This window comes from Nocardia sp. NPDC059764 (genome assembly GCF_042732555.1).
Taxonomy (GTDB): Bacteria; Actinomycetota; Actinomycetes; order Mycobacteriales; family Mycobacteriaceae; genus Nocardia.
The window spans coordinates 16259-40796 of sequence record NZ_JBHWHH010000001.1; the positions used below are offsets into that span (position 1 = coordinate 16259).

Here is a 24538-nt window from a genome sequence, read left to right on the forward strand (position 1 = left end):
CCAACGCAATCCGGACATCTTTGCCCGAACCTTGAAAGGGTTACCCTCTCCCTGATGATCACAACGCGGGCGGGGCAACAGAGCTTGCTGCGCACTCTCAAGTCCGACGGCCGCGCGGGCCTGCCTCGCATTCCGATCGTGATCGGGATTCTGCTGACGCCGGCGATCACGGCGATCTTCTCCGCCATGCACGGCTTCCTCGACCTGCAGGTGTATCGCATCGACACCCGCGGCTGGCTCGAACACGGCACCCTCTACGGCCCGACCCTTCCCGTCGCCGGCCACACCGACCTGCCGTTCACCTACCCGCCGTCGGCCGCGGTCCTGATGATCCCGCTGGCGATCGTCCCGCTCTGGCTGGCCGAACTCCTGGTGACCGCCAGCTCCCTGGCCTGCCTCGGCGTCACCCTGTGGCTGGTCATGTCCCGCGTCCGCCCCGACCTGGACTCCCGCCTCAAACTGACTCTCACGGTGTCCGCCGTGGTTCTCATGCCGGCCGTCGAACCGGTCCGAACCACCCTGTGGTTCGGACAGATCAACCTGGTCCTGATGGCCGCCGTCGCCCTGGACTGCCTCACCGAGAAACCCCGCTGGCCGCGAGGCGTCCTGGTCGGCATCGCCGCCGTCACCAAACTCACCCCCGCCGCCTTCATCCTCTACTTCCTCATCCGCCGCGACTGGAAGGCCGCCGCCACCGCGACGGCCACCGCCCTCGGCGTCGTCGCCGCAGGCTTCGTCCTCCTCCCCGACGAATCCCGCGACTACTGGTTCCACGCCGTCATCGACACCAACCGCATCGGCTCCCCCGACTACGTGGGCAACCAGTCCATCAAAGGCATGTCCTTCCGCCTCTTCGGCTTCTCCTCCTCCACCGCCACGATCGTCTGGCTGGGCCTCGCCCTCGTGGTAGCGGCAGCGGGCGCGTACCTGATGCACCACCTGACCCGCGTCGAGCGCAAGGACGCCGCCGAGGCAGGCGTCCCCGCCTCCGCCCCCATGACGGTCCTCACCGTCGCCACCCTCCTGGTGAACGCCGCCGTCCTCCTCCTCGTCTCCCCGGTGTCCTGGACCCACCATTGGGTCTGGGCCGCCCCGGCCCTGGTAGCCGCCATCGCCTGGGCCACCACCCGCCCAGCCCCCGCCACCTACGCCCTCATCGCGACGGTCGCCCTGTTCTTCCTGATCGGCCCCGGCATCGTCCCCAACGGCAGACACCAAGAGCTCCACTGGCACTGGTGGCAACACCTCCCCGGCGACATCTACGTCCTCGCCACCGCCGCCCTCCTCACCCTGGCCCTGGCCCGACTCCTCGAGCGCCGCACCCCGGCCGTTTCCTAGGATCGTCGGGCCGTCCGAGAATCAGTGCGCGCCGACCGAGTGCCGTGTCCTGTTCGATCCGGCCGGCCATCCGTTCTGTCTCTGTCTGATGGCCGGCTGATCTCTGGGCGTCAGTCGCGAACGAATTCGTAGGTGTGGAACACCAGGTCGGCACCCATCTTTCGGGTGTTGGTCAGACGTAGCGGCTTCTTGTTGCTGACCTCGTCGAAGAGCCGCAGGCCGCTGCCCAGGACGACCGGGAAAACTACCAGTCGCAGTTCATCGGCCAGGTTCTGTTCCATCAGGGTGCGGACGAGTTGGTAGCTGCCGTAGACCAGGATGTCGCCGGCGACGGTGCGCTCGAGCTCCGAAATCTCCTTTGCCGCGTCGCCGTTGAGGATCGTGGTGTTGTTCCATCGGGGCGGTTCGAGGGTCGACGACACCACGTACTTGGGGATGCTGTGCATTCTGTCCGCCCACTCGGGGCTCACGCGGTCGGCCGCCCCGCCGCCGGGTTGTATCCGGGACTCGAACCACTCGCTGGTCCGCCTGCCCAGCAGGAGCGCATCGACGCCCCGCAGCTCCTCCGTCTCGCGGGCGGCCCAGTCTCGGAGGTCCTCGGTTTCGACGAACCGATGGAACCAGCCGCCGAGTTCGAAGCCTTCCGCGCCGTCCGGGTCCTGGACCACTCCATCGAGGGTGATGTTCGAGCTGATGACGATCTTTCCCATTTCCTGCTCCTTGGACGATGTTGTCGGCTGTCACAGGTGTGGACGGTGCGGCATTGTCGAAGGGGGCGCTCCGCGACCGACCCTTTCGCGCCGCCGCCGACGTCCATACGGGATGGGACTGCACACAGGGAATGAGGTGGCGGGAGTGGAGTCGGTGCGAACGGACCTGCTGTCGAGGGCGCGGGGCGGGGACGGTGAGGCGTTCCGGGCGCTGACCGAGCCGCATCGTCGCGAGCTACAGGTGCACTGCTACCGGATGCTCGGCTCGTTCCAGGACGCCGAGGACGCGCTGCAGGACACGATGCTCGCCGCTTGGCGAGGTCTCGAACGGTTCGACGGCCGCGCCTCGCTTCGCACCTGGCTGTACCGCATCGCCACCAACCGGTGCCTCGACGCGCTGCGCTCCGCTCGCCGACGCCCCGCGCAGCAGTGGGACGTCCCCGGAATCGACCTGCCGGAACCCACCGGGCTCGGCGAAATCCACTGGCTCGAGCCCTATCCCGACGCCCTGCTGGACGGCGCGATCAGCGTCCCGCTCGGCCCGGAAGCCCGCTACGAGCAAACCGAATCCATCTCCCTGGCCTTCGTGACCGCCCTGCAGATCCTGCCGCCCCGCCAACTCGCCGTCCTCATCCTGCGCGACGTCCTCGGCTTCCACGCGAACGAGGTAGCCGACATGCTCGACACCACCGTCGAATCGGTCAAGAGCGCCCTCAAACGCGCACGCGCCGGAATGCAGGACCGGCTGCCGGTGACCACCGACCCGCGGCCGCCCGCCGACTCACCCGCCGAGGACGCGATCGTCGCGAAGTTCGTCACCGCCTACGAATCCGCCGACATCGAAGCCTTGGTCGCACTCCTGACCGACGACGTCTTCATGTCGATGCCACCGATCCCGCTGGAATACCGAGGCCGAGACCTCGTGACCCGCTTCCTCACCCTCGTTTTCGACTCGGCACACCGATTCGAACTGCTCCCGACACGAGCCAACGGTCAACCCGCCTTCGCCGTCTACCGACACCCCTCCCTCGGCGCCCACGGATCCGGCCTCTTCGTCCTCACCCTCACCGGCGACCGCATCAGCGCCATGACCCGATTCGAGAACACCGTCCTCCCCACCTTCGGCCTACCGCAATCCCTCCCCGGCGCATGAGCACCGTCGCCGATCATGAGGTGTAGGCGACAAGCACGCTGCCTGAAACTTGCAGGTAGGCACAGGGTTTGAACTCGGAAGTGACAAACTCCGCATCGAGCTCACGACTCGTCCGGTATTCGCCGCCGGGCAGCGACGGCCCAAGCTCCGCGCGGAGCCTGGGATCCGAATCCGAGGCAACGGGAGCGAGTTCGTTTGCCGATGGTCCGCGTGCGCAGCGATTCAGCCACAGCGGGGTCGAGCGTAATGATCGCCTGGAGCCAGTAGTCCGACGGACCGGGGACATCGATGCGGGAGGGCGTGGTCTCCATACCCTGGACGCCCGCGGCCCAGGTCGCGGACACGGGTTGCGCGATGACGAGACGCAACGGATCAGAGACGAAAGGGCGCGTGAATTGATCAGCGTGAGCTCTTGTCCGAAGGACCCCGGCGGCGCGTTCGTGCCACTGGACGAGCTACTTGGCTGACTCGCGAGAACGTTCAGTCGGCCTGGCAGGCGGGGCACCAGAAGAGGTTTCGGCCTTCCATCACCGTGTGGACGACGGTGGAGCCGCAGAGGCGGCAGGGTTCGCCGAGGCGGCGGTAGACGTAGGTGCGGGGGCGGTCGGCGGCGTAGGAGGGCGCGCCGTGGTCGTCTTCGGGGCGGACGACGTGCATGAAGCCGCGGCGGACGCCGACCTTCATGAGGTCGACCAGGTCGGACCAGAGCGCGTCCCATTCGGTGCGGCTCAGGGACTTTCCGGGGCGGTGGGGTGAGATGTTGTGGCGGAACAGCACTTCCGCGCGATACACGTTGCCCACTCCGGCCAGGACCTTCTGGTCCATGAGGAGGGCGCCGATGGGGCGCTGGGAGCGCTGGATTCGCGCGAAGGCCCGGTCTGGGTCGGCGTCGCGACGCAGCGGGTCGGGGCCGAGGCGGGCGGTGAGGGCGGCGACCTCCGGGTCGTGAAGGATTTCGCAGGCTGCCGGTCCGCGCAGGTCGGTGCCGTGCGCTTCACCGGAACGGCCCGCGCCGATCAGGCGCATGCGGACCTCGCCGACGGGCGCGTCCATGGGGACTGCGGATTCGGTGAACTTGCCGTACAGACCCAGGTGAACGTGCAGGGTGACGCCCGAATCGTAGTGGTGGAGCAGGTGTTTGCCCCATGCTTCGGCGCGGGTGAGGACGCGGCCGTCGATGAGGGCCGCGCCGTCGGCGAAGCGGCCCTGGGGGCTCGAGACTCGGACCTGACCGCCGGCGAAGCGCTTGTCGTGCAGCTTCGCCAGGCGGTGCAGCGTATGGCCTTCCGGCACAGGTCAGTTCGGCAGCGCGGGGGCGACGCCGGTCTTCTCGTACTCGGCGAGGATGTCGATGCGGCGCTGGTGGCGCGGCTCGTCCGACCACTGGGTGGTCATGAAGGCGTCGACGATGGCGAGGGCTTCCTCGGTGGAGTGCATGCGGCCGCCGATGCCGAGCAGCTGGGCGTTGTTGTGCTGGCGGGCGAGCTGCGCGGTCTCCACGCTCCAGCCGAGGGCGCACCGCGCGCCGGGCACCTTGTTGGCGGCGATCTGCTCGCCGTTACCGGAGCCACCGAAGACGAAGCCCAGCGAGCCGGGCTCGGCGACGACGCGGCGGGCCGCCTCGATGCAGAAGGCCGGATAGTCGTCGAGGGCATCGTATTCCAGCGCGCCGCAGTCGACGACGTCGTGGCCCTGACCCTCCAGGTGAGCCTTGACGTGGTTCTTCAGTTCGAAGCCGGCATGGTCGGCACCCAGGTATACGCGCATGGCTGCGATTCTGTCAGCCCGCGCGGGACCGCCCGCGCAGGGGGCTGTCACCGGCGGAATACGACGTGTGAGCCCCTCCCGGCGAGGACGGCCCGTCGACGCGCGCGAACGTACTATCCAGGCATGACGTCCGACGACAGTTCATCCACGCCGAACGCCTACGGGGGGCAATTCGCTGGTGGAGATCAAGGGCAGCCGCCGAGCGGCGAACAGCCCACCGCCGTCCATCCCAGCCAGCCGACCGGCGGGTACGCCCAGCCGACGACTTCCTACCCCGCCGCGCAGCCCAACGGTTCGCAGCCCGCGTGGAATCCCGTCACCGGCATGTCCGGCTGGGATCCGCGGGTGGGGCCGCCGGGATGGGCTCCCCAGCAACCGTATTCGCCGCCGCCCTCGCCGGTGGTGCAGCATGGCAGCCGCGGCCTGTCCCCGTTCGGGATGCCCGCGCGGCACAGCTGGGAGATCCCGCTGCTGGTGATCGTGATCATCGCCACCGTGCTGGCGTACCTGCTCGCGCTGCTCATGCTGCTGTCGGGCTTCTACGGCCAGATCGTGCTGGTGCTGGTGTTCGCGCCGCTGCTGGTCTACCTCGGCCGCGGTATGAACTACGCCGCGCAGCGCGTCAACGGCGTGAAGATGTCACCGACCCAGTTCCCCGACGGCTTCCGCATGGTGCAGGAGGCGGCGGCCCGCTTCGGCATGACCCAGGTCCCGGACGCCTATGTGGTCACCGGCAACGGCCAGATCAACGCCTTCGCCTCCGGGCACGGCTTCCGCCGCTACGTGGTCGTCTACAGCGACCTGTTCGAAGTCAGCGGCGCGGCACGTAATCCCGAGGCGCTGGCCTTCATCATCGGCCACGAGGTCGGGCATATCGCGGCGGGCCACGTCTCGTACTGGCGGCAGCTGGGCATGTTCCTCGCCCCGTTCCTGCCGATCCTGGGCAGTTCGCTGATCCGCTCGCAGGAGTACACGGCCGACAATCACGGCTTCTGCAACCGCCCGCAGGGCGCGCCGACGGCCATGCAGACGCTGGCGGCGGGCAAGTACCTGAATAATCTGGTCAGCTTCGACGAGATGGCGGACCGCGCGCCGCAGGAGAAGGGCTTCTTCGTCTGGATGACGAATGCCATGGCCAGCCACCCGGTGCTGACCTGGCGCATGTGGGCGCTGCGCGACCGCAGCCGCCACGGCAAGCTGTTCTGGCGTCCCGACGCCCCGCAGCGGCCGCCGGTGACCGGACCCTACGGCGCGCCGCAGCCGTACGGCAGCCCGCCACCCAAGTACGGCCAGACCCCCGCGTACCACGAGTACCGGCCGTACTGATCACACGAATCGGGCGGGGTCCGTTGCCACGGACCCCGCCCGATCTGCGTCTACACCACCGAAAGCCCTGGCCCTCAGTCGAAAGCCGGGTCCTCGGTGCGGGTCCGCTTCAGCTCGAAGAAGTGCGGGTAGGAGGCGAGCGCGACGGCGCCGTCCCACACCTTGCCCGCCACCTCACCGCGCGGAATCCGCGAGAGCACCGGACCGAAGAAGGCCACGCCGTTGATGTGGATGGTCGGCGTGCCGACATCCTGGCCGACCTTGTCCATGCCCGCGTGGTGCGAGGCCTTCAGCTCTTCGTCGTATTCGACGGAGGTGGCCGCGGCGGCCAGCTCGGCCGGCAGCCCGACCTCGGCCAGCGACTCGGCGATGATGACCTCGATCAGGTCGGCGCGCGGCCCGTCCTGCTCGTACTCGGCGCGACGGTTGTGGAAGCGCGTGCCCATGGCGGTGTACAGCGGCGCCAGCACCTTGTCGCCGTGGTCGCGGGCGGCGGCGATGGCGACCCGGACCGGGCCCCACGCGCTGCGCAGCAGCTCCACGTACTCGGGCGGCAGGCCCTCACGGCCGTCGTTGAGCACGCCGAGGCTCATGACATGGAAGTTGACGTCGATATCGCGGACCTGCTGGACCTCGAGGATCCAGCGGGAGGTGATCCAGCACCAGGGGCACATCGGGTCGAACCAGAAGTCGACCCGGTCCTTTTTGGTGTCGCTCACGAGGAAGTCCTTTCACAGTCGACGGCCGACACACGGCCATTCCCCTAACGCAACAACCCGGATCGTTGCCGATATTTCCGCTCCGCCCGACTCGCCCGGGTCTAGGGTCGAAATATCGGCCTCGCCGGGAGGACGGCCACATCCGGTGCAGCGATCCCGGCCGCGTGAGCAGGGAGGTTTCGGATGACCAGTTCCAGGTTCGTCATCGCGGGAGGCGGGCTCGCCGCGGCGAAGCTCGCGGAAGCCTTGCGGGCCAATGACTTCGACGGCACGGTGACCCTGGTCAGCGCCGAGGAGCATCTGCCGTACGAGCGTCCGCCGCTGTCCAAGGAGCATCTGCTGGGCAAGAAATCGCTGCCCGACTTCACCGTGGACCCGTCGCAGTGGTACCGCGACCATCACATCGAGTTGATGCCCGGCACCACCGTCACCGGACTGGACCGCGGCACCAAAACCGTTGCGCTGCCGGACGGTACGACGCTGCCCTACGACAAACTGGCGCTGGCCACCGGCTCGCGCCCGCGCATGCTGCGACTGCCCGGGGTGGACGCGCGGGGCGTGCACGTGCTGCGCACCATCGAGGACTCCGACGCCCTGCTGGCCATGTTCGGCGAGGTCCAGCGGCTGGCGGTGATCGGCGCGGGCTGGATCGGACTCGAGGTGACGGCGGCCGCGCGGGCGGCGGGCGTGGAAGTGACTGTGCTGGAAGCGGACTCGGTCCCGTTGCGGGCCGCGCTCGGCACCGAGATGGGCGAGGTGTTCGCGGGCCTGCACCGCGCGCACGGCGTGGACCTGCGCACGGACGTGAAGGTCAGCGAGATCACCACCGCCGACGGCCGCGCGACCGGTGTGCTCCTGGACGACGGCACCCGCATCGAGGCGGACGCGGTGCTGGTCGCGGTGGGTGCGCGACCCAATATCGAGCTGGCCGCCGATGCCGGACTGGCCGTCGACGGCGGTGTCCTGGTCGACGAGAGCCTGGCCACCTCGGACCCCGATATCGTCGCGGTCGGCGATATCGCCGAGCAGCGGCATCCGGTGCTGGGTCGGCGAATCCGGGTGGAGCACTGGGCGAACGCGCTCAATCAGCCCGCCGTGGCGGCCCTGACCATGCTCGGCAGGCCCGCCGTATACGACCGGCTGCCCTACTTCTTCACCGATCAGTACGACCTGGGGATGGAGTACACCGGCTACGTCTCCCCCGAGCAGCGGGCGCGCGTGGTGGTGCGCGGTGATCTGGCCGGCCGCGAGTTCGTGGCGTACTGGCTCGATCCGAACAATCGGGTGCTGGCCGGGATGAACGTGAACGTGTGGGATGTCACTGACAAGATCAAGGAACTGATCCTGAGCGGCCGAGCCGTGGACCCGGACACTCTGTGACCACCGTCACACCCGATGGGCTGCGCGATACGTCGATCCGGCGGGCGGGGCTCCGACCTGTATGCGAGAGCGCCACCGCGGCGCGCCGACGAAGGAGCCGACCATGAAGTACATGCTGATCAAGTCCTACACCCCGGCCGCTTTCTGCGACACCCCCATCCACCAGTGGGCGCCCGAGGAGATCCAGGCGCACATCGACTTCCAGCGCACCCTGGGCGAGCAGCTGGCCAAGTCCGGCGAACTGGTCGAAGCCCAGGGCCTCGCCGACCCGGGTCAGGCGATCACCGTCAGTTCCGACGGCCGGTCCGCGCCGGTGGTCACCGACGGCCCGTTCCCCGAGACCAAGGAGCTCCTGGCCGGGTACTGGATCATCGATGTCGACAGCCCCGACCGGGCCGTCGAGATCGCCGCGCAGGCTTCGGCCGCGCCCGGCCCCGGCGGCAAGCCGATCGGCGAGTACATCGAGGTCCGTCAGATCATGTGCGCCCCCGCCGCCGAACTCTGATGCCGCACACCGCGATCGAGGACCTGCTGCGCGAACTCGCCCCGCAGGTCCTCGGCGCGCTCGTCCGCCGCTACGGCGATTTCGACGCCGCCGAGGACGCCCTCCAGGAAGCCCTGCTCGCCGCCGTCACCCAGTGGCCCGCCGACGGCCTGCCCGACAATCCGCGCGGCTGGCTCATCCGGGTCGGCGCGCGGCGCATGGTCGACGTCATCCGCGCCGACTCCGCCCGCCGCAACCGCGAGACCACCGACGCGATCCGCGACCCGGAACGCCTGGGCACCGCGACGCCCGACCCGGCCGACGCGGTGATCGCGGCGCTGTCGGAGACGGAACTCGACCAGCTGGCCGCCGCACCCGGTGCGGACAGCGCGCCCGCGCCGTACGGGGTATCCGGCATTCGCGGCACGGCCGATCCGGGCGGCGCGGTCACCGGCCGCACAGCCCGCGATACCGGGACCGAGGACCGGGACGACACGCTCACCTTGTTCTTCCTGTGCTGTCACCCCGCACTGTCGCCCGCGAGCGCGATCGCCCTGACCCTGCGCGCGGTCGGCGGGCTCACCACCGAGGAGATCGCCCGGGCCTTCCTGCTGCCGGAACGCACCATGGCGCAGCGGATCACCCGCGCCAAGAAGCGCATCGCGGAGGAGGACCGCCCCTTCGCCATGCCCGCGGAGTCGAACGGTCAACTCGGGGAATGGAATACGCGCCTGGACAGCGTGCTGCGGGTGCTGTACCTGATCTTCACCGAGGGCCACACCAGCGGCGGTGAGCGACTACGCCGCGGCGACCTGTCGAGCGAGGCCATTCGCCTGGCGCGGGCGCTGAACCGCGTGCTGCCGGACAATCCCGAGGTCACCGGCCTGTTGGCGCTCATGCTGCTCACCGATGCGCGGCGCGCCGCCCGGACCGGGGAGCATGGCGAACTGGTCCCGCTCGCCGAGCAGGATCGCGGGCTGTGGGATCGCGACATGCTCATCGAGGGCGTGCGATTGGCGACCGCCGCGGTGCGGAGCGGGCTGATCGGCCCGTATCAGATCCAGGCCGCCATCGCCGCCCTGCACGCCCAGGCGCTGCGGCCCGAGGACACCGACTGGCCGCGAATCCTGCTGCTGTACAACGCCCTCGAACGCCAGTCCCCGAACCCCATGGTCACCTTGAACCGGGCCGTCGCCACCGCCATGGTGCACGGTCCGCAGGCCGGGCTGGACCTGACCGACACCCTCACGGAGTCGCTGGCGGGCAATCATCGTCTCGACGCCGTGCGCGGCCATCTGTACGAAATGGCCGGAGACCCCGAGGAAGCCATCGCGGCCTACACCGCCGCCGCCCGCCGGACCACCAGCCTGCCCGAACGCGACTACCTCACGATTCGGGCCGCCGGCCTGCGCCGCGGCTGACGCATCACCTCAGGCGGCGGCGGTCTGGAAAGCGGTCGGCGCCGAACGCGTGGCCCAGTACGCCGAACTGGAGTGCCGGGCCGACGAGTTCGTGACGAACTTCCTTGCCGCCGAGACGGTTCCGGCCTAGACGCCGGTCCAGGCGTTGCCGGTGATGAGTTCGTAGGCCTGCTTGTACTTCTGGCGGGTCACGTCGACGATGTCGGCCGGAATCTCGGGGCCCGGGTACTCCTTGTTCCACCCGGTGGAGGTGGACCAGTCGCGCACGAACTGCTTGTCGAACGACTTCTGCGGGCGGCCCGGCTCGTAGTCGTCGGCGGGCCAGAAGCGGGAGGAGTCCGAGGTCAGCACCTCGTCGCCGACGGTGAGAACGTCACCGTCCCAGCCGAGTTCGATCTTCGTGTCGGCGATGATGACACCGTTGGCGGCGGCGTGGTCCGCGCCGCGCGAGTACATCTCGAGGGTCAGGTCGCGCAACTTCTCGGCGACCTCCTTGCCCTCCTGGTTCACCACGTCGGCGAAGCTGATCGGCTCGTCGTGGCCCTCGTCGGCCTTGGTGGTGGGGGTGAAGATGGGTTCGGGCAGCTTGTCGCCGTCGCGCAGGCCCGGCGGCAGCGCGATGCCGGACACGGTGCCGGTGCGGTTGTACTCGGCCAGGCCGCCGCCGGTCAGGTAGCCGCGCGCGATGCACTCCACCTTCACCATCTTCAGCGGCTTGACCCGCACGCCGCGGCCCGCGAACTCGGCGGGCACATCGGTGGTGGACAGAATGTGGTTGGGCACATCGGAGAAGAAGCCGAACCACCAGTTCGACAGCTGGGTGAGCAGCGCGCCCTTGTCCGGGATCGGGGTCGGCAGCACCACGTCGTACACCGACACCCGGTCGGATGCGACCAGGATCAGCGAATCGCCGTCCTCGTACAGGTCGCGCACCTTACCGGCGTGGATGTGCTTCAACGGTCCTCCTCGTGCTGGGCGATAGCTGCCGTCGCCCAGCCTAGTGGGTGGCCGTCGTCGCATCGGACACGCCCAACCGCCCGACCCCGGGCATGGCAAGCTGGCTACTGCCGCACAGTTCTCCGAGAGCTAAGGAGCCTCCTTGTCCGCACCGAATCTCACCCGCGAGCAGGCCATCGAACGCGCCGCCACGGTCCAGGTGGAGAACTACAAGGTCGAGCTGGACCTCACCGGCCAGCCCACCAGCGCCGACGCGCCTCGCGGTGAGACGTTCCACTCGAAGGCGACGGTGACCTTCACCGCGACGCCGGGTGCGCAGACCTTCATCGACTTCGTGGGCGCGGGCCTGCGCTCGGCCGTGCTCAACGGCGTCGACCTGGACGTGAGCGGCTACGACGAGGAGCAGGGCCTCACCCTGCCCGACCTGGCCGCGAACAACGAGCTGGTGATCGAGGCCGACGGCGAGTACTCCAACACCGGTGAGGGCCTGCATCGTTTCGTCGACCCCACCGACGACAAGATCTACCTGTACTCGCAGTTCGAGACAGCCGACTGCAAGCGCATGTTCGCCTGCTTCGACCAGCCCGATCTCAAGGCCACCTACGACATGGTCGTGACCGCGCCCGAGGACTGGGAGGTCATCTCCAACGGGGCCGTCACCGACACCCACCGGCTCGGCGCCGTCGTCCGCCACACCTTCGCCACCACCCCGCGCATGAGCACCTACCTGGTCGCCCTCATCGCCGGACCGTACGCGAAATGGACCGACTCCTACCAGGATTCGCACGGCGAGATCCCGCTCGGCATCTACTGCCGCGCCTCGCTGGCCACGTTCATGGACCACGAGCGGCTCTTCACCGAGACCAAGCAGGGCTTCGGCTTCTACCACGCCAATTTCGGTGTGCCCTATGCCTTCGGCAAGTACGACCAGCTGTTCGTGCCCGAATTCAACGCGGGCGCCATGGAGAACGCCGGCGCCGTCACCTTCCTCGAGGACTACGTCTTCCGGTCCAAGGTGACCCGCGCGTCCTACGAGCGCCGCTGCGAGACCGTGCTGCACGAGATGGCGCACATGTGGTTCGGCGACCTGGTCACCATGAAGTGGTGGGACGACCTGTGGCTGAACGAGTCGTTCGCCACCTTCGCGTCGGTGCTGTGCCAGGTCGGCGCGACCGAATACACCAACGCCTGGACCACTTTCGCCAATGTCGAGAAGTCCTGGGCGTACCGGCAGGACCAGCTCCCGTCGACCCACCCGATCGCCGCGGACATTCCGGACCTGGCCGCCGTCGAGGTCAACTTCGACGGAATCACCTACGCCAAGGGCGCTTCCGTACTCAAGCAGCTGGTGGCCTACGTCGGCGAGGAGCCGTTCCTGGCCGGTCTGCGCGACTACTTCACCGAACACGCCTACGGCAACGCCACTTTCGACGATCTGGTGGGCGCGCTGGAGAAGGCGTCGGGCCGCGACCTGTCCGACTGGGGCGCGCAGTGGCTCAAGACCACCGGCCTCAATATCCTGCGCCCCGACTTCACCGTGGACGCGGAGGGCGCCTTCACCTCCTTCGCGGTCGTGCAGGACGGCGCGGAGCCCGGCGCGGGTGAACGGCGCGTGCACCGCCTCGCCATCGGCATCTACGACGACCAGGACGGAAAGCTGGTGCGCACCAAGCGCGTCGAGCTCGACGTGGACGCGGCCGAGCGCACCGACGTGCCCGAGCTGATCGGCGTCGGCCGCGGCAAGCTGGTGCTGGTCAACGACGACGACCTCACCTACTGCTCGGTCCGCCTCGACGCCGACTCGCTCGACACCGTGGTGGCGCGCATCGCCGACATCGCCGAACCGCTGCCCCGCACCCTGGCCTGGTCCGCGGCCTGGGAGATGACCCGCCAGGCCGAGATGAAGGCCCGCGACTTCGTGGCGCTGGTGCAGCGGGGCGTCGGCGCGGAGACCGAGATCGGCGTCGTGCAGCGGCTTCTCATGCAGGCGAGCACCGCGCTCAGCGCCTACGCCGACCCGGAGTGGGCGCGCACCGAGGGCTGGCCCGCCTACGCCGACCGGCTGCTGGAACTGGCCCGCGCCGCCGGTGCCGGCTCGGACCACCAGCTGGCGTTCGTCAACGCGCTCACCGGCGCGCTGCTGTCCGAACAGCACATCCAGGTGCTGCACCAGCTGCGCGCGGGCGACCCGGAAGGCGTGGACCTGCCCGGCCTGACCGTCGACACCGACCTGCGCTGGCGGATCACCCAGGCGCTGGCCGCCGCCGGAGCCATCGACTCCGACGGCATCGAAACCCCGGTCATCGACTCCGAACTCGCCCGCGACGACACCGCCGCGGGCCGCCGGCAGGCCGCCGCCGCCTCCACCGCCCGCCCGCAGGCGGCGGTCAAGGAATCGGCGTGGGACACCGTCATGGGTGACGACACGGTGGCCAACATCACCGCGCGCGCCATCGTCGCGGGCTTCGCGCCCGCTGGCCAGTCCGAGCTGCTGCACCCGTATGTGGAGCGGTACTTCGCCGATATCTCCGGGGTGTGGGACCGCCGGTCCAGCGAGGTCGCCCAGACCGTCGTGGTCGGCCTGTACCCGCACTGGGCCGTCAGTGAGGAAGCGGTCGCCGTGGCCGACAAGTTCCTCGGCGGCGACCACCCGCCGGCGCTGCGCCGCCTGGTGGTCGAGGGCAAGGCGGGCATCGAACGCTCGCTGCGCGCCCGCGCCTTCGATCGCGGCTAGAAAGCACTGCCCGGCAATACATTTCGACAGCGGCCCCCTTCCGGAACTTCCAGAAGGGGGCCGCTTCCTGTTGCCGTCGCTCGGTGAACGCTGCTGTGAGCGGATCTGCTCACGGCAGCGTGGCAGGACTTCCAGAGCTGGGCTGCGGCACCGTGAAGGCATGGCAGACAACAAGACTCCGATGTTCAACTGGAGCACCAGGGAACAGCTCTTCGCCCGGCGGGTCCTGGTGCTGGACGGCGGGCTCGACGACGACAACGGCACGCTGCTCATGACCCAGTTGCTGACGCTGGCCGCGGAGGACCCGGAAGCGCCGATCTCGCTGTGGATCCACTCCCCCGGCGGTTCGGTGCCCGCCATGCTCGCCATCCGCGACGTGATGCGCCTGGTGCCGTGCCCGGTCTCCACCCTGGCGCTCGGATTGTCCTGCAGCGCCGGGCAATTCCTGCTCTCCGCCGGCACCCCCGGCCACCGCTACGCCCTGCCGCACGCCCGCATCCTCATGCACCAGGGCTCGGCGGGCATCGGCGGCAGCGCCGTCGAGGTGGAAGTCCAGGCCGACGACCTGCGCTACACGGTGCAGACCGTGCTCGGCCTGATCGCCGAGGACACCGGCCAGCCCTACGACCAGATCTTCGAGGACTCGCTCCACGACCGCTGGTTCACCGCGGAACAGGCCCGCGACTACGGCTTCATCGACCACATCGTGGACTCCTTCCACCAGGTGGTCCCCGCGCGACAGAAGCTGGGGATCTCGGCATGAGCACCTACACGATTCCGAACGTCATCACCCGCGACCCGCGCGGCGAACGGATCATGGACGTCTACTCGCACCTGCTCAGCGAGCGCATCGTCTACCTCGGCACCCCCATCGACTCCGGCGTCGCCAACGCCCTCATCGCCCAACTCCTGCACCTGGACGCGGAGAGCCCCGGGCAGGACATCAACCTCTACATCAATTGCGAGGGCGGCGAACTGCCCGCCATGCTCGCCATCTACGACACCATGCAGCACATCTCGTCGCCCGTCGTCACCACCTGCGTCGGCCAGGCCATCGCCGTCGGCGCGGTCCTGCTCGCCGGTGGCGCGAAAGGCCGCCGCAATGTCCTCCCTCATTCCCGAATCGTCCTGCACCAGCCCGCGATCCGAGGCCAGGGCACCATCCCCGACCTCATCCTCCAAGCCGACGAGATCGTCCGCATGCGCGCCCAGATCGAAGCCATCCTCACCACCCACACCGGCCAAACCCCGGAGACCCTCCGCCGCGACACCGACCGCGACCGCGTCTTCACCGCCGAAACCGCCATCGACTACGGCCTCGCCGACCAACTCCTCGGCCCGCGCTGAATGCCGGAACGCCCGCGCCGACAGTGTCGGCGCGGGCCTAGCGCGAATCAGTGTGTCGCAGCGCGGGTCAGGCGGCCAGCGACAGCATGACCTGGCCGGCGTAGCGGTGCGGCACGGTGGAAGTCAGGCGGGTGCGCAGGAGCTCTTCGGCGACCTGGCGGGTGAGTCCGCCGACGCTGATGCCGAGGGCTCCGGCCAGGGCGGCGATCATCTCGCTCGAGGGTTCTTTGCGGCCGCGTTCGATCTCGGAGAGGTACTGCGGTGAGATACCCGCTCGCCCAGCGGTTTCGGTGAGCTTCTCGCCGAGGTCCAGCCGCATCGAGCGCAGTCGATCGCCAAGGACCTCGCGCCACAGGGGTTCCCGATCCACGTGCTCGCGGGCGGCCGATGCCGTGGGGCGTACCGACCGGCCCGCTCGATCCAGACCACCGGGAAGCGCCTTCAGGCGCGGATGCTCGGACATACACCGAGCGTAAAGTGCCTGGCCCGGCCGTCGCGCCTCGATCTGCTGAGAGCGAACTCCTCGGCGAACATTCGAAGGCCCCCCCCACGAAAGGACGCCCGGGGCTCGAGCCCTGGGCGTCCCTCGTCAGATCGGAACCGGCTAGACGCGGCCGATGGCGGCGGCCATCACGCGCACCGCGGAGACCAGGCCGTCGATCAGCTCACCCTGGCGGAAAGAGCTGGTGGCGGCGGTCGCGCCGAGCTGGCAGACGCGGTCGTTGGCGCGCTCGGCGATCTCATGGCCGGAGCGGACCTCGACGGAGCTGGTGTTCGGGTCCACCGCGATCAGGACCGAGCGGGCGGCCTCCGGGGTGGCCGGGAACAGCGCGTCCACGCCGGCGGCGGAGTCGGCGCCCAGGTCGCCGATGTAGACGTTGAAGCGCACCTTGGTGGCGCGGGTGGCGTCGGTGAGGGCATTGTCCATGAGCAACCGCTCACGGTCGCTGAACGGCGCTTCCTTGAAGACGTCGCCGGCCTCGTGCACGCCGGAGACGCGTCCGCTGGAGGTGAGGGCGTAACCGTGGGGTAGGTCGGCCTCGTTCACCGCAGGCCAATTAGAACTTGCCACTTGCCCGGCCTCCGATCAGCTCCGCGTTGGCGGTCTCGATAGCCGCATGGTGTCCATGCGAATCAGCAGTGTCGTGGTGGCCGGAGCCGGTCACCTCGTCGGTCGCGCTCCACAGCACCGGAGGCTGGGTCCACTTCGCACCGAGTTCGTAGTGTTCCGGCTTCTCGCCGGGCAGCGGCTTGCCGAGGAACGACAATCCGGCGATCGCCAGATAGATCGCGACCGGGATGCCGACGTAGATCAGCACTGTCTGGAGAATGCTCACGGGCCAACGGTAGTCGATCGCGCCACGACTACTACGACCGGTAAGGGTTAGTGCGGCCGTGTCGTGACATTCACCTTTCGGACCGGCCGGAACCTCGCCGATCAGACCAACCAGGCAGTCGAGTTCGCCGGAAGTTTGCGACCGGCCAGCGGCGCACTGGTCAGCAACACCTCCCCCGCCGGCAGCAGAATCGGCGAGTCGGTGGCATTGAGCACGCACAACAGCCCACCCTCACGCCGGAACGCCAGACAGCCCGGCGGGCTCCCGTACCACTCGAAGCCCGACCCGGCGAATTCCGGACGGACGGCCCGCAATTCGATCGCCATCCGGTACAGCGACAGCATGGAATCCAGCCGTTCCAGCTGCCGCTCCACGCTCATCGCCGCCCACTCCCGTGGCATCGGCAACCACGGCTCACCCGTCGTGAACCCGAACGGCGGCCGCGCGCCCTCCCACGGCAGCGGCACCCGGCAGCCGTCGCGGCCGCGCACCGTGTGACCGGACCGCTCCCAGGTGGGGTCGCGCAGCGCCGACTCCGGCAGATCGTCCACATTGGCCAGGCCCAATTCGGCTCCGTTGTAGACGAATACCGCACCCGGCAGCGCCAGCTCCAGCATGATCATGGCCCGTGCCCGGGCCTGCCCGACCGGGCCGTCACCGTAGCGGGTGACCTCACGTTCGATGTCGTGATTGGACAGCGTCCAGGTGGGCGTCGCGCCGACGCCCGCCACCGCGTGCAGCGAATTGTCCACGGCCGTGCGGATGCGGTCCGGATCGAACGGTGTCTGGGCGAGGCGGAAGTTGAAGGCCAGGTGCAGTTCGTCGGCGCGCACGTATTCGCCGAAGCGGGTGTTGTCGTTGACCCACACCTCGCCGATGGCGACCGCGTACGGATACTCGTCCAGCACCTTGCGCACGCGCCGGTGGATCTCGTGCACCCCGGCGTTGTTGAACCGTGGATCGTCGTCCTCGAGGTGCAGCATGCGGGTGTCGATGCGCTCCATGTCCGGCAGGCCCGGGGGTTTGGCCATGCCGTGCGCGACATCGAGTCGGAAACCGTCCACGCCGCGATCCAGCCAAAACCGCAAGGTCTGTTCGAAATCGGTTGCGACCTCCTGGTTTTCCCAGTTCAGGTCCGGCTGCTCGGGCGCGAAGATGTGCAGGTACCACTGCCCGGGTCCGCCGTCGGGTTCACGCACCCGGGTCCAGGCCGGGCCGCCGAAGATGCTCGGCCAATTGTTGGGCGGCAGTGCGCCATCCGGGCCGCGGCCGTCCCGGAACCAGTAGCGCGCCCGCTCCGGACTGCCCGGCCCGGCCGCCAGCGCCTCCTGGAACCACCGGTGCTGATCGCTGGTGTGATTCGGGACCAGGTCCATGGTCACCCGCATGCGTCGGTCGTGCGCCTCGGCGATGAGCTCGTCCAGGGCGGCCTGACCGCCGAACAGCGGGTCGATATCGCGCGGGTCGGACACGTCGTAGCCGCCGTCGGCCATGGGCGAGCGCATCACCGGGCAGATCCACAGGGCGTCCACGCCGAGCAGCTCCAAATAGCCCAGCTTGTCCCGCAATCCGCCTAAGTCGCCCACACCGTCGCCGTCGGAGTCCGCGAAGGAACGGGGATACACCTGGTAGAACACGGCCGACCGCCACCAGGGGTTTTCGGCGAGATTGTCCGTCACAGCGGTAATGGTGCCAAAGCACAGCGGCTTTCGCGGGTGCGTCGGAAGGACTTGTCCACTTTCAGCAAATGGTCAGCGGACAGCCACGACCGGCTGGAATCCCCGTGGGACGCTGCGACTGCTGCGGTGCGAAATCAGAAAGGCGAGTTCATGAGCGAATTGGCGGCCATCTCGAAGTAGTCGAGCAACTGCTTGCGGTGCGCGTCGTCGAGCACCTCCGGCTCGATCTCCGCCACCGCGATGTGCATGGCCCGCAGCCAGGCATCCCGCTCGATCGGACCGACCTTGAACGGGTGGTGCCGCATCCGCAGCCGCGGGTGGCCACGCTCGTCGGAGTAGGTGCGCGGGCCACCCCAATACTGCTCCAGGAACATCCGCAACCGACGCTCGGCGGGACCCAAGTCTTCTTCCGGGTACAGCGGCCGCAGCACCTCGTCCGCGGCCACCTCGCGATAGAAGGCCGCGACGATCCGATGGAACGTCGCCTGGCCGCCCACGGCCTCGAAGAAGGAGATCTGAGTCTGCTCGCCGGAAGTCACGCCCCCATTCTGCCGTGTCCGGTCCGGCCCGCACCCCGTCCGGGTCGGATTCAGCGCCGCCCAGGACACCGGTGAGCTACCGAAAAATGCCCTGTCAACGCCCGGAAACCCCGGTCCCAGCGATTGTCACGCGGTGTTCATCCGAAAGTGTCTGACAATGTGTCGAAAGAGATGGCATTGTGCGCCGTTCCATGGTCAACTGGGTGGCAGTCTGCCGAGATACCACACAATCGGACGAATACGAAACCGGGGTATGGCCCATGAAGCAGCGGCACGGCGCCCGTGAGGCGCGGACGCATCGACAACTCCAGCCCGCCGATGTCCACAATCGTGGGTCGGGGGCTACTCCGCTGCACTTACTGTCCGAACATTCTCATGCCGAGCATCATCCGGGCGCTCATCCCGAGCCCGCCCATCCGGGCGACCACCGCGAACACTCGCATCACCCACCCACCGCAGCACCCGTCCCCGCCTGGGCCAAACGCCGCGTGCTGCTCCTCAACGCCACGTACGAGCCACTCACCGCCCTGTCCGCGCGCCGCGCCATCGTGCTGCTGATCTGCGACAAGGCCGATACGGTGCACGACAATCCGGAAGGTCCGGTCGTGCATTCCGCCGGGACCTCGGTGTCGCTCCCCTCGGTCATCCGACTACGCAACTACGTGCGCGTTCCGTACCGGGCACGGGTACCCATGACCCGCGCCGCGCTCATGCATCGCGACCGGTACCGCTGCGCCTACTGCGGCGGCAAGGCCGAGACCATCGATCACGTCATTCCGCGCAGCCGCGGCGGAGCCCATTCATGGGAGAACTGTGTGGCGTCCTGCGCGCCCTGCAATCACCGCAAAGCGGACAAGCTGCTGAGCGAACTGGGCTGGGCCCTGCACCATCCGATGGTCGCGCCCAAGGGCCCGCACTGGCGGTTGCTGTCGGCCAGTTCCGAACTGGACCCGACGTGGTTGCAGTATCTGGGCGAGGGCGCGGCCTAGCCGTCACTCGCCCGTCGGCAGCCCGGCGTCGGCGGCCAGTACGCCGAGCGCGCGCCGTAAGGCCGTGCGCTCGTCGGGTCGCAATCCGGCGGTGAGCTCCGCGTCAAGCTCTCGCGCGGCCTTCTCACACGCCGCAAGCAGGGCATGTCCCTGTTCGGTGAGCGTGAGCACCTGCCGTCGGCGATCCGCGGGATCCCGCACGCGTTCGATCGCGCCCAGCCGTTCCAGGTGATCGGCCAGCGCCACCACCAGGCTCGGCGCGACGCCGAGCCGGCCCGCCAACTCCTGCTGCGAGGCGGCTTCGCCGTGGCTCAGCGCGGTCATCAGACCCGCGTGCTTGGGCTTGAGGTCGAGCGGTTCGATGCGCACGGCGAAGCGGTCGGCGACCACCGCGCCGACGGTGCCCAGGCGGAACGCGACGGTCTTCGGGAGCCCGGTCGACTTCTTGACATCGTTCACGGGTCCGATGATACTTCTACTCGAACCATTCAGGGTGTGAATGATTATTGGAGTGAACGACATGGACGCGTACACGGGAATCGCCATCGCCAATGGGGCGGTCGCCTTGATCTCCGGAATCTCCAGCGTGGTGGGCATGGCGCGGCCCGCCCTCGCGGTGCCGGACGGCGGCCAGATCAATACGGGGACAAGGTTTTTCGCCTACGGATACGGGGCGCGGGCGGTGCCGCTGAGCATCGTGGTGTTGATCCTGCTCGCGGTCGGTGCGCGCTCAGGGCTCGCGCCGGTCCTCATCGTGGCCGGGCTGGCTCAGATCGGGGACGCGATCATCGGCGCCGGGCGGCGCAATTGGCCGATGGCCGCCACCTGCGTCGGACTGGCGGCAGTGCATCTGCTGTCCGCCTGGTGGCTGGCGGTGCAGTGAAAACCCCGCGGCGACAGGGTTGTTCGAGGATCAGCTGTACTCGATGACGAGCAGCGCCCAGGTGCCCGGTTCGAGGGCTTCGAAGACGTGCGGCATATCGCCGGGGTAGCAGATGTAGTCGCCGGGTTCGAGCTCGACCGGATCCTCGGCGGGACCGACCTTGGCGCGACCGGCGCACAGCACGATGTGTTCGACGACGCCGCGCGAATGCGGGGCTGAGTCGCGGGGATGACCAGGCTCGGCGGTGACGCGATATACGTCACGGCGCGCGGCGGGCGGGGAGGCCGCGAGCAGCGTGGTCCGATACTCCGATTGGGCCGAGGCGAGCACCGGGCCCTCGCCCGCGCGAATCACCTGCACCTGCGGCGTCAGGGGATCCAGCAGCCGCGAGAACTGGATGTCGAGCGCGATGCACAGCGCCCACAGGGTTTCGATACTAGGATTTCCCGCACCCGATTCCAGTTGGGACAGCGTCGATTTCGCGATCCCGGCCCGCTTGGCGACCTCGGTCAGCGAGAGCCCGGAGCGGGCGCGCTCCCGGCGCAGCGCGGCGGCGATCGCCTCCTGCGGAGACGGGGGGATCACGTCCGACGGGGACGCCGCGCCCCCCGCGGGAGACGCCGGTGCGGAGCGGTCGGGCTGCTGGGTCATGGTGGCGTTCACAGTACCGGCCCGGGCGGCCGCACCCTTTTCTCCGGCACGCCCCTTTGACGAACCCGGCCGGGTGTGTTCATTATAGAAAACATGCGTTCGTCATGGCGAACACTCGATCGGAGTGTGCTCACAGGAATCGCGGCGATCTGCCTGGCAGTCGCCATGATCGGCGTATCCTACGGCGCTACCGCGGTGACCTCGGGACTACCCGGCTGGCTGCCGGTTCTCCTGAGCGTGGCCGTGGTGGCCGGGGGCTCGGAATTCGTCTTCATCAGCATCCTCACCGCCGGAGGCGGGCTGGTCGCGGCCGTGCTGGCCGGACTGCTGGTCAATGCGCGGCATGTGCCCTACGGGCTGTCCGTGCCCGATGTGGTCGGCACCGGCTGGCGGCGACTGCTCGGGACCCACGTCATGAACGACGAATCGGTCGCCATGGCCTTGGCCCAGCCCGACCACGACCGCCGTCGCGCCGCCTACTGGCTGTGCGGACTGGCTGTGCTGGCCGCTTGGCCGCTCGGCGCGGCCGTCGGCGCGATCCTCGGCTCGGTCGCGCCCGACCCGAACATCTTCGGACTGGACGCCGTCTTCCCGGCGGTCCTGTTCTCCCTCGTCCTTCCGGCCCTGCGTGACTCCCTCACGCGCACCGCCGCATTGGCCGGCGCTGCCGTGGCGGCCGCGACCACGCCATTCCTCGGCGCGGGCCTGCCCGTGCTGCTCGCGCTGGGCGCGGTCCTGCTGGTCGCCCGCCGTGCGGGAACCGACGACGCCACCGCGGATTCGACCGTGAGCGCCGCCGGATGACCAAGACCCTGTTGATGGCCACCATGGCGCTGGCCCTGGGCACCTTCGCGTTCCGGTTCGCCGGGCCGCTGTTGCGGAGCCGCATCCGGATCTCGCCGCGCACCGTCCGGCTGCTCGAGATCGCCTCGGTCGTGCTGCTCACGGCGCTGGCCGTGACCACGCTGATGCCTTCGGGCGGAAGTCAATTCGGGTGGGCGCTACCCGCCGGTGTCCTCGTCGCGGCCGTGCTGGCCTGGCGGCGGGCGCCGCTGATCGTGGTGATCCTGTCGGCCGCGTTCGTCACCGCCGGGCTACGGATGCTCGGCGTGCACTGATCTCCACTCGGGAATTCAGCTCTCCACTCGGGAACCTCAGCGGCCGAGCAGGTCCGCGATGCGCGTCCAGGAATCCTCGGCGAGTTCGGCGCGGTACCAGTCGCGGCCCGGGTAGACGTAGCCGTGCGGTGCGTCCTCGTAGACCACGATCTCGTGCGGAATGTCATTGGCCGTCAAGGCTTCTTCGAGCTCGTCACGCGCCTCGGCGTCGATCAACGGGTCCTGGCCGCCGAAGAACAGCAGGATGCGGCCGGTGATGCCGGAGGTGGCCTCGATGGTCGGCTCGGGAGTGGACAGCGGGACATCGGTGTTGGTGAGCCAGCCAGGGTAGAAGGCAGCGGTGGCGGCCAGCGGGAGTTGCGTCGCGGCGTAGTAGGCGACGTGGCCGCCCGCGCTGAAGCCGACCATATTCAGGGAGGTGGCTTCCCGGCCGCGCAGTTCGTCGAGGCAGGCGGAAATGTCCGAGAGCACGTCGGGACGACTCAGCGTGCGCAGCAGTGCCAGGCCGCGCTCGCGACCCTCTGCCCCGAATTCCAGGTCGGCCCGCGGCGCCTCGCGATGGAACAGGTCCGGCAGGATGGCGATCGCGCCGAGGGCCGCGATGCGCTCGGTGGCCTGCTTCGCGGTGGCGTGCAGGCCGTAGATCTCGTGTCCGACAACGACTCCCGGATAGGCGCCGGGCTCGGCGGGGTGAGCCACGTAGGCGCTCATCACGGTGTCTCCAACCTTCAGGTCGACCCACCCGGTCTCGATCGCGACAGCTGTCATATGCCAAACGTAGTGCGGCAAGCGGGGACACGGGCCATCGAACCGGCGATGTGTCCCATCGAACAGCCGATGGGACACATCAACTTTCGAACCTTGCCGTGGAACTCAGTGCGTCAGCAGCGGCAAGGAGGGTCCACGCCGGCGGGCCACCGACCCGTAGCGGGCGTCCAGACGCAGCCAGGTGCGGGCCGCGCGGACCCGCACGATCTCGTCGACGGAGATGCGCCGGGAGTCGGTCTTCTCACCGCCGTGCGGAATGAAATCCATGGCGGCCAGCGCGAACACCACCCGCATCGGCACCTCGACCCGCTCACCGGCATTGGAGACGGTGAGCACGGTCTGATCCAGCAGGGCGGCGGGCGGGCCGTGCTTCCCGCCGTGCTCCTGCGCGACCTCCGCGCCGCGCTCGGCCAATTCCACGAGCATGCGCGCGGGCACATCCTCCACGTGGACGAACCCGTTCTCCGGCGGCAGGGCCCCGTGCCAGGCGGAATCCATGGCGAAGCCCAGCCCGAACGCGGCGCTCGCGCCGGGCCCGTGCAGCCCGGCGAGGACGGTGTCCGCACTGACGGTCACATCGTCCATCCCGAGTTCGGCGACCACGGTGCGTACGGCCAGCGCCTCGAATCCGGTGGCGGCCCAGGCGGAGACGAAGCGGTCCCCGCGCCGGCGCAGGCGGATGACCGCGGCCGGGTCGAGCCGGACGGCGTGGGTGAGGAAGGTGGCCAGGTTCTCGCGTTCCGCGGGATCCGGAACGTGCAGGGTCAGCTGTCCCGACAAGACGGTTCTCGGGTCAGTCGGCCAGCCACAGCGACAGGTAGTCGCGTTCCTCGGTGGTGAGGCGGCGTAGGCGCTGGGTGTCGATGTCGAAGGCGGCCAGCTGGGTGGAGGCGACCACCGCCGGCGCGGAGTCCGGGGACGCGCCCGCGGCGCGCACCTCGTAGCCGACGGTGAAGTCCACCGCGCGCAGCCGCTCGATCCACATGGAGACGTCCAGCGGCGAATCCTCGTGGCGCAGCTGGCCCTTGTACTGCACCCGCAGGTCAGCCAGCACACAGCCGGCCCGCAGCTTGACGGTCGGTCGCTCGTCCAGGAACAGCCACGGGATCCGGGCTTCCTCCAGCAGAGTCACCATGCGGGCATGGTTGATGTGCTGGAAGGCGTCCATATCCGACCAGCGCACCTCCACCGGGGTGTGGAAGCGGCCGGGTGTGGCCGTGTCCGTCACACCCGGACCT

At 69.0% G+C, this 24538-nt stretch carries 28 protein-coding genes; 13 read left to right on the forward strand and 15 right to left on the reverse strand.

The window, feature by feature from the left end; all coding sequences use genetic code 11:
• The first annotated feature begins 54 nt into the window (after positions 1–54).
• Entirely contained in the window at positions 55–1338 is a 1284-nt protein-coding gene (locus ACFV4K_RS00080; protein WP_379270750.1) for a glycosyltransferase family 87 protein, read from the forward strand.
• A gap of 110 nt (positions 1339–1448) precedes the next feature.
• On the opposite strand, the gene ACFV4K_RS00085 is transcribed toward ACFV4K_RS00080, so the two are convergent.
• A complete protein-coding gene (locus ACFV4K_RS00085) occupies positions 1449–2048 on the reverse strand; it encodes a dihydrofolate reductase family protein (RefSeq protein ID WP_379270752.1) in 600 nt (199 codons plus the stop codon).
• 154 nt (positions 2049–2202) lie between these two features.
• Here ACFV4K_RS00085 and ACFV4K_RS00090 point away from each other — a divergent pair, with 154 nt between their 5' ends.
• The gene (locus tag ACFV4K_RS00090; RefSeq protein ID WP_379270896.1) at positions 2203–3201 is read left to right on the forward strand and encodes a sigma-70 family RNA polymerase sigma factor; all 999 of its coding nucleotides are present in this window, start codon (positions 2203–2205) and stop codon (positions 3199–3201) included.
• A gap of 480 nt (positions 3202–3681) precedes the next feature.
• Here ACFV4K_RS00090 and ACFV4K_RS00095 read toward each other — a convergent pair whose 3' ends face one another.
• Positions 3682–4494: an Fpg/Nei family DNA glycosylase gene (locus tag ACFV4K_RS00095; RefSeq protein WP_379270754.1), complete on the reverse strand. Its 813-nt coding sequence runs from the start codon at positions 4492–4494 to the stop codon at positions 3682–3684.
• A gap of 3 nt (positions 4495–4497) precedes the next feature.
• Positions 4498–4968 (reverse strand): ribose-5-phosphate isomerase, encoded by a 471-nt coding sequence (locus tag ACFV4K_RS00100; protein WP_379167202.1) that lies wholly within the window; start codon positions 4966–4968, stop codon positions 4498–4500.
• Positions 4969–5292: 324 nt separating this feature from the next.
• Here ACFV4K_RS00100 and ACFV4K_RS00105 point away from each other — a divergent pair, with 324 nt between their 5' ends.
• Positions 5293–6294 (forward strand): M48 family metallopeptidase, encoded by a 1002-nt coding sequence (locus tag ACFV4K_RS00105; RefSeq protein WP_379270898.1) that lies wholly within the window; start codon positions 5293–5295, stop codon positions 6292–6294.
• Between the two features lie 74 nt (positions 6295–6368).
• Here ACFV4K_RS00105 and ACFV4K_RS00110 read toward each other — a convergent pair whose 3' ends face one another.
• Positions 6369–7013, reverse strand: a complete 645-nt coding sequence (locus tag ACFV4K_RS00110) for a DsbA family protein (RefSeq protein WP_379270755.1) — start codon at positions 7011–7013, stop codon at positions 6369–6371.
• Positions 7014–7196: 183 nt separating this feature from the next.
• Here ACFV4K_RS00110 and ACFV4K_RS00115 point away from each other — a divergent pair, with 183 nt between their 5' ends.
• The 3 genes from ACFV4K_RS00115 to ACFV4K_RS00125 all read left to right on the forward strand — a co-directional run bounded on the left by ACFV4K_RS00115 (position 7197) and on the right by ACFV4K_RS00125 (position 10298).
• Entirely contained in the window at positions 7197–8393 is a 1197-nt protein-coding gene (locus tag ACFV4K_RS00115; RefSeq protein ID WP_379270757.1) for an NAD(P)/FAD-dependent oxidoreductase, read from the forward strand.
• Between the two features lie 103 nt (positions 8394–8496).
• Positions 8497–8898: a YciI family protein gene (locus tag ACFV4K_RS00120; protein WP_379270759.1), complete on the forward strand. Its 402-nt coding sequence runs from the start codon at positions 8497–8499 to the stop codon at positions 8896–8898.
• A complete protein-coding gene (locus ACFV4K_RS00125; protein WP_379270761.1) occupies positions 8898–10298 on the forward strand; it encodes an RNA polymerase sigma factor in 1401 nt (466 codons plus the stop codon). Before ACFV4K_RS00120 ends, ACFV4K_RS00125 begins: the two co-directional genes overlap by 1 nt.
• A 126-nt stretch (positions 10299–10424) precedes the next feature.
• On the opposite strand, the gene ACFV4K_RS00130 is transcribed toward ACFV4K_RS00125, so the two are convergent.
• Positions 10425–11255, reverse strand: coding sequence for a phosphoribosylaminoimidazolesuccinocarboxamide synthase (locus ACFV4K_RS00130; RefSeq protein ID WP_379270763.1), 831 nt, complete (start codon positions 11253–11255; stop codon positions 10425–10427).
• A 142-nt stretch (positions 11256–11397) separates the two neighbouring features.
• Between ACFV4K_RS00130 and pepN the strand changes: the two genes are divergently transcribed.
• The 3 genes from pepN (at position 11398) to ACFV4K_RS00145 (ending at position 15336) form a co-directional block, all read left to right on the forward strand.
• Positions 11398–13989 carry an aminopeptidase N gene (pepN, locus tag ACFV4K_RS00135; RefSeq protein WP_379270765.1) on the forward strand — a complete coding sequence of 864 codons (2592 nt, stop codon included), beginning with the start codon at positions 11398–11400 and terminating at the stop codon, positions 13987–13989.
• 160 nt (positions 13990–14149) lie between these two features.
• Entirely contained in the window at positions 14150–14752 is a 603-nt protein-coding gene (locus ACFV4K_RS00140; RefSeq protein ID WP_357090299.1) for an ATP-dependent Clp protease proteolytic subunit, read from the forward strand.
• Positions 14749–15336: a ClpP family protease gene (locus ACFV4K_RS00145; RefSeq protein ID WP_379270767.1), complete on the forward strand. Its 588-nt coding sequence runs from the start codon at positions 14749–14751 to the stop codon at positions 15334–15336. The genes ACFV4K_RS00140 and ACFV4K_RS00145 overlap by 4 nt, the downstream gene beginning before the upstream one ends.
• A gap of 67 nt (positions 15337–15403) precedes the next feature.
• Here the strand turns inward: ACFV4K_RS00145 and ACFV4K_RS00150 are convergent, their stop codons facing one another.
• From ACFV4K_RS00150 to ACFV4K_RS00170, 5 genes are all read right to left on the reverse strand, one after another.
• Positions 15404–15799 carry a helix-turn-helix domain-containing protein gene (locus ACFV4K_RS00150; protein WP_379270768.1) on the reverse strand — a complete coding sequence of 132 codons (396 nt, stop codon included), beginning with the start codon at positions 15797–15799 and terminating at the stop codon, positions 15404–15406.
• 141 nt (positions 15800–15940) lie between these two features.
• Complete coding sequence (locus tag ACFV4K_RS00155; RefSeq protein WP_379270769.1) at positions 15941–16384, reverse strand: DUF5130 domain-containing protein; 444 nt, start codon at positions 16382–16384, stop codon at positions 15941–15943.
• 10 nt (positions 16385–16394) lie between these two features.
• Positions 16395–16673 carry a hypothetical protein gene (locus ACFV4K_RS00160; RefSeq protein WP_357090307.1) on the reverse strand — a complete coding sequence of 93 codons (279 nt, stop codon included), beginning with the start codon at positions 16671–16673 and terminating at the stop codon, positions 16395–16397.
• A gap of 101 nt (positions 16674–16774) precedes the next feature.
• Entirely contained in the window at positions 16775–18352 is a 1578-nt protein-coding gene (locus ACFV4K_RS00165; RefSeq protein WP_379270771.1) for a glycoside hydrolase family 13 protein, read from the reverse strand.
• Between the two features lie 134 nt (positions 18353–18486).
• Complete coding sequence (locus ACFV4K_RS00170; RefSeq protein WP_357279911.1) at positions 18487–18891, reverse strand: globin; 405 nt, start codon at positions 18889–18891, stop codon at positions 18487–18489.
• 260 nt (positions 18892–19151) lie between these two features.
• Between ACFV4K_RS00170 and ACFV4K_RS00175 the strand changes: the two genes are divergently transcribed.
• Complete coding sequence (locus tag ACFV4K_RS00175) at positions 19152–19880, forward strand: HNH endonuclease (RefSeq protein ID WP_357279914.1); 729 nt, start codon at positions 19152–19154, stop codon at positions 19878–19880.
• Between the two features lie 3 nt (positions 19881–19883).
• Here ACFV4K_RS00175 and ACFV4K_RS00180 read toward each other — a convergent pair whose 3' ends face one another.
• Positions 19884–20339 (reverse strand): MarR family winged helix-turn-helix transcriptional regulator, encoded by a 456-nt coding sequence (locus ACFV4K_RS00180; protein WP_379270772.1) that lies wholly within the window; start codon positions 20337–20339, stop codon positions 19884–19886.
• Positions 20340–20400: 61 nt separating this feature from the next.
• Between ACFV4K_RS00180 and ACFV4K_RS00185 the strand changes: the two genes are divergently transcribed.
• Complete coding sequence (locus ACFV4K_RS00185; RefSeq protein ID WP_379270774.1) at positions 20401–20763, forward strand: hypothetical protein; 363 nt, start codon at positions 20401–20403, stop codon at positions 20761–20763.
• Between the two features lie 30 nt (positions 20764–20793).
• On the opposite strand, the gene ACFV4K_RS00190 is transcribed toward ACFV4K_RS00185, so the two are convergent.
• Positions 20794–21414, reverse strand: coding sequence for a helix-turn-helix domain-containing protein (locus tag ACFV4K_RS00190; protein ID WP_379270775.1), 621 nt, complete (start codon positions 21412–21414; stop codon positions 20794–20796).
• Positions 21415–21507: 93 nt separating this feature from the next.
• Between ACFV4K_RS00190 and ACFV4K_RS00195 the strand changes: the two genes are divergently transcribed.
• Together ACFV4K_RS00195 and ACFV4K_RS00200 are read left to right on the forward strand one after the other, a co-directional pair.
• A complete protein-coding gene (locus ACFV4K_RS00195; RefSeq protein WP_379270777.1) occupies positions 21508–22218 on the forward strand; it encodes an AzlC family ABC transporter permease in 711 nt (236 codons plus the stop codon).
• On the forward strand, positions 22215–22532 hold the full coding sequence (locus tag ACFV4K_RS00200) for an AzlD domain-containing protein (protein WP_379270778.1): 318 nt from the start codon (positions 22215–22217) through the stop codon (positions 22530–22532). The genes ACFV4K_RS00195 and ACFV4K_RS00200 overlap by 4 nt, the downstream gene beginning before the upstream one ends.
• Positions 22533–22568: 36 nt before the next feature.
• Here ACFV4K_RS00200 and ACFV4K_RS00205 read toward each other — a convergent pair whose 3' ends face one another.
• From ACFV4K_RS00205 to ACFV4K_RS00215, 3 genes are all read right to left on the reverse strand, one after another.
• Positions 22569–23300, reverse strand: coding sequence for a dienelactone hydrolase family protein (locus ACFV4K_RS00205; protein ID WP_379270780.1), 732 nt, complete (start codon positions 23298–23300; stop codon positions 22569–22571).
• A 105-nt stretch (positions 23301–23405) separates the two neighbouring features.
• A complete protein-coding gene (locus tag ACFV4K_RS00210; RefSeq protein WP_379270782.1) occupies positions 23406–24080 on the reverse strand; it encodes a hypothetical protein in 675 nt (224 codons plus the stop codon).
• A 13-nt stretch (positions 24081–24093) separates the two neighbouring features.
• A complete protein-coding gene (locus ACFV4K_RS00215; protein ID WP_379270784.1) occupies positions 24094–24528 on the reverse strand; it encodes an acyl-CoA thioesterase in 435 nt (144 codons plus the stop codon).
• Positions 24529–24538: the final 10 nt, after the last annotated feature.

Bases quoted from the DNA above. Each gene is read 5' to 3' on its own strand.
- ACFV4K_RS00190 (WP_379270775.1), bottom strand. From the start codon at position 21,414: ATGACCCAGCAGCCCGACCGCTCCGCACCGGCGTCTCCCGCGGGGGGC.
- ACFV4K_RS00195 (WP_379270777.1), top strand. From the start codon at position 21,508: ATGCGTTCGTCATGGCGAACACTCGATCGGAGTGTGCTCACAGGAATC.
- ACFV4K_RS00140 (WP_357090299.1), top strand. From the start codon at position 14,150: ATGGCAGACAACAAGACTCCGATGTTCAACTGGAGCACCAGGGAACAG.
- ACFV4K_RS00105 (WP_379270898.1), top strand. From the start codon at position 5,293: ATGTCCGGCTGGGATCCGCGGGTGGGGCCGCCGGGATGGGCTCCCCAG.
- ACFV4K_RS00185 (WP_379270774.1), top strand. From the start codon at position 20,401: ATGGACGCGTACACGGGAATCGCCATCGCCAATGGGGCGGTCGCCTTG.
- ACFV4K_RS00115 (WP_379270757.1), top strand. From the start codon at position 7,197: ATGACCAGTTCCAGGTTCGTCATCGCGGGAGGCGGGCTCGCCGCGGCG.
- ACFV4K_RS00100 (WP_379167202.1), bottom strand. From the start codon at position 4,968: ATGCGCGTATACCTGGGTGCCGACCATGCCGGCTTCGAACTGAAGAAC.
- ACFV4K_RS00125 (WP_379270761.1), top strand. From the start codon at position 8,898: ATGCCGCACACCGCGATCGAGGACCTGCTGCGCGAACTCGCCCCGCAG.
- ACFV4K_RS00175 (WP_357279914.1), top strand. From the start codon at position 19,152: ATGAAGCAGCGGCACGGCGCCCGTGAGGCGCGGACGCATCGACAACTC.
- ACFV4K_RS00085 (WP_379270752.1), bottom strand. From the start codon at position 2,048: ATGGGAAAGATCGTCATCAGCTCGAACATCACCCTCGATGGAGTGGTC.
- ACFV4K_RS00145 (WP_379270767.1), top strand. From the start codon at position 14,749: ATGAGCACCTACACGATTCCGAACGTCATCACCCGCGACCCGCGCGGC.
- ACFV4K_RS00200 (WP_379270778.1), top strand. From the start codon at position 22,215: ATGACCAAGACCCTGTTGATGGCCACCATGGCGCTGGCCCTGGGCACC.
- ACFV4K_RS00080 (WP_379270750.1), top strand. From the start codon at position 55: ATGATCACAACGCGGGCGGGGCAACAGAGCTTGCTGCGCACTCTCAAG.
- ACFV4K_RS00120 (WP_379270759.1), top strand. From the start codon at position 8,497: ATGAAGTACATGCTGATCAAGTCCTACACCCCGGCCGCTTTCTGCGAC.
- ACFV4K_RS00150 (WP_379270768.1), bottom strand. From the start codon at position 15,799: ATGTCCGAGCATCCGCGCCTGAAGGCGCTTCCCGGTGGTCTGGATCGA.
- ACFV4K_RS00205 (WP_379270780.1), bottom strand. From the start codon at position 23,300: ATGACAGCTGTCGCGATCGAGACCGGGTGGGTCGACCTGAAGGTTGGA.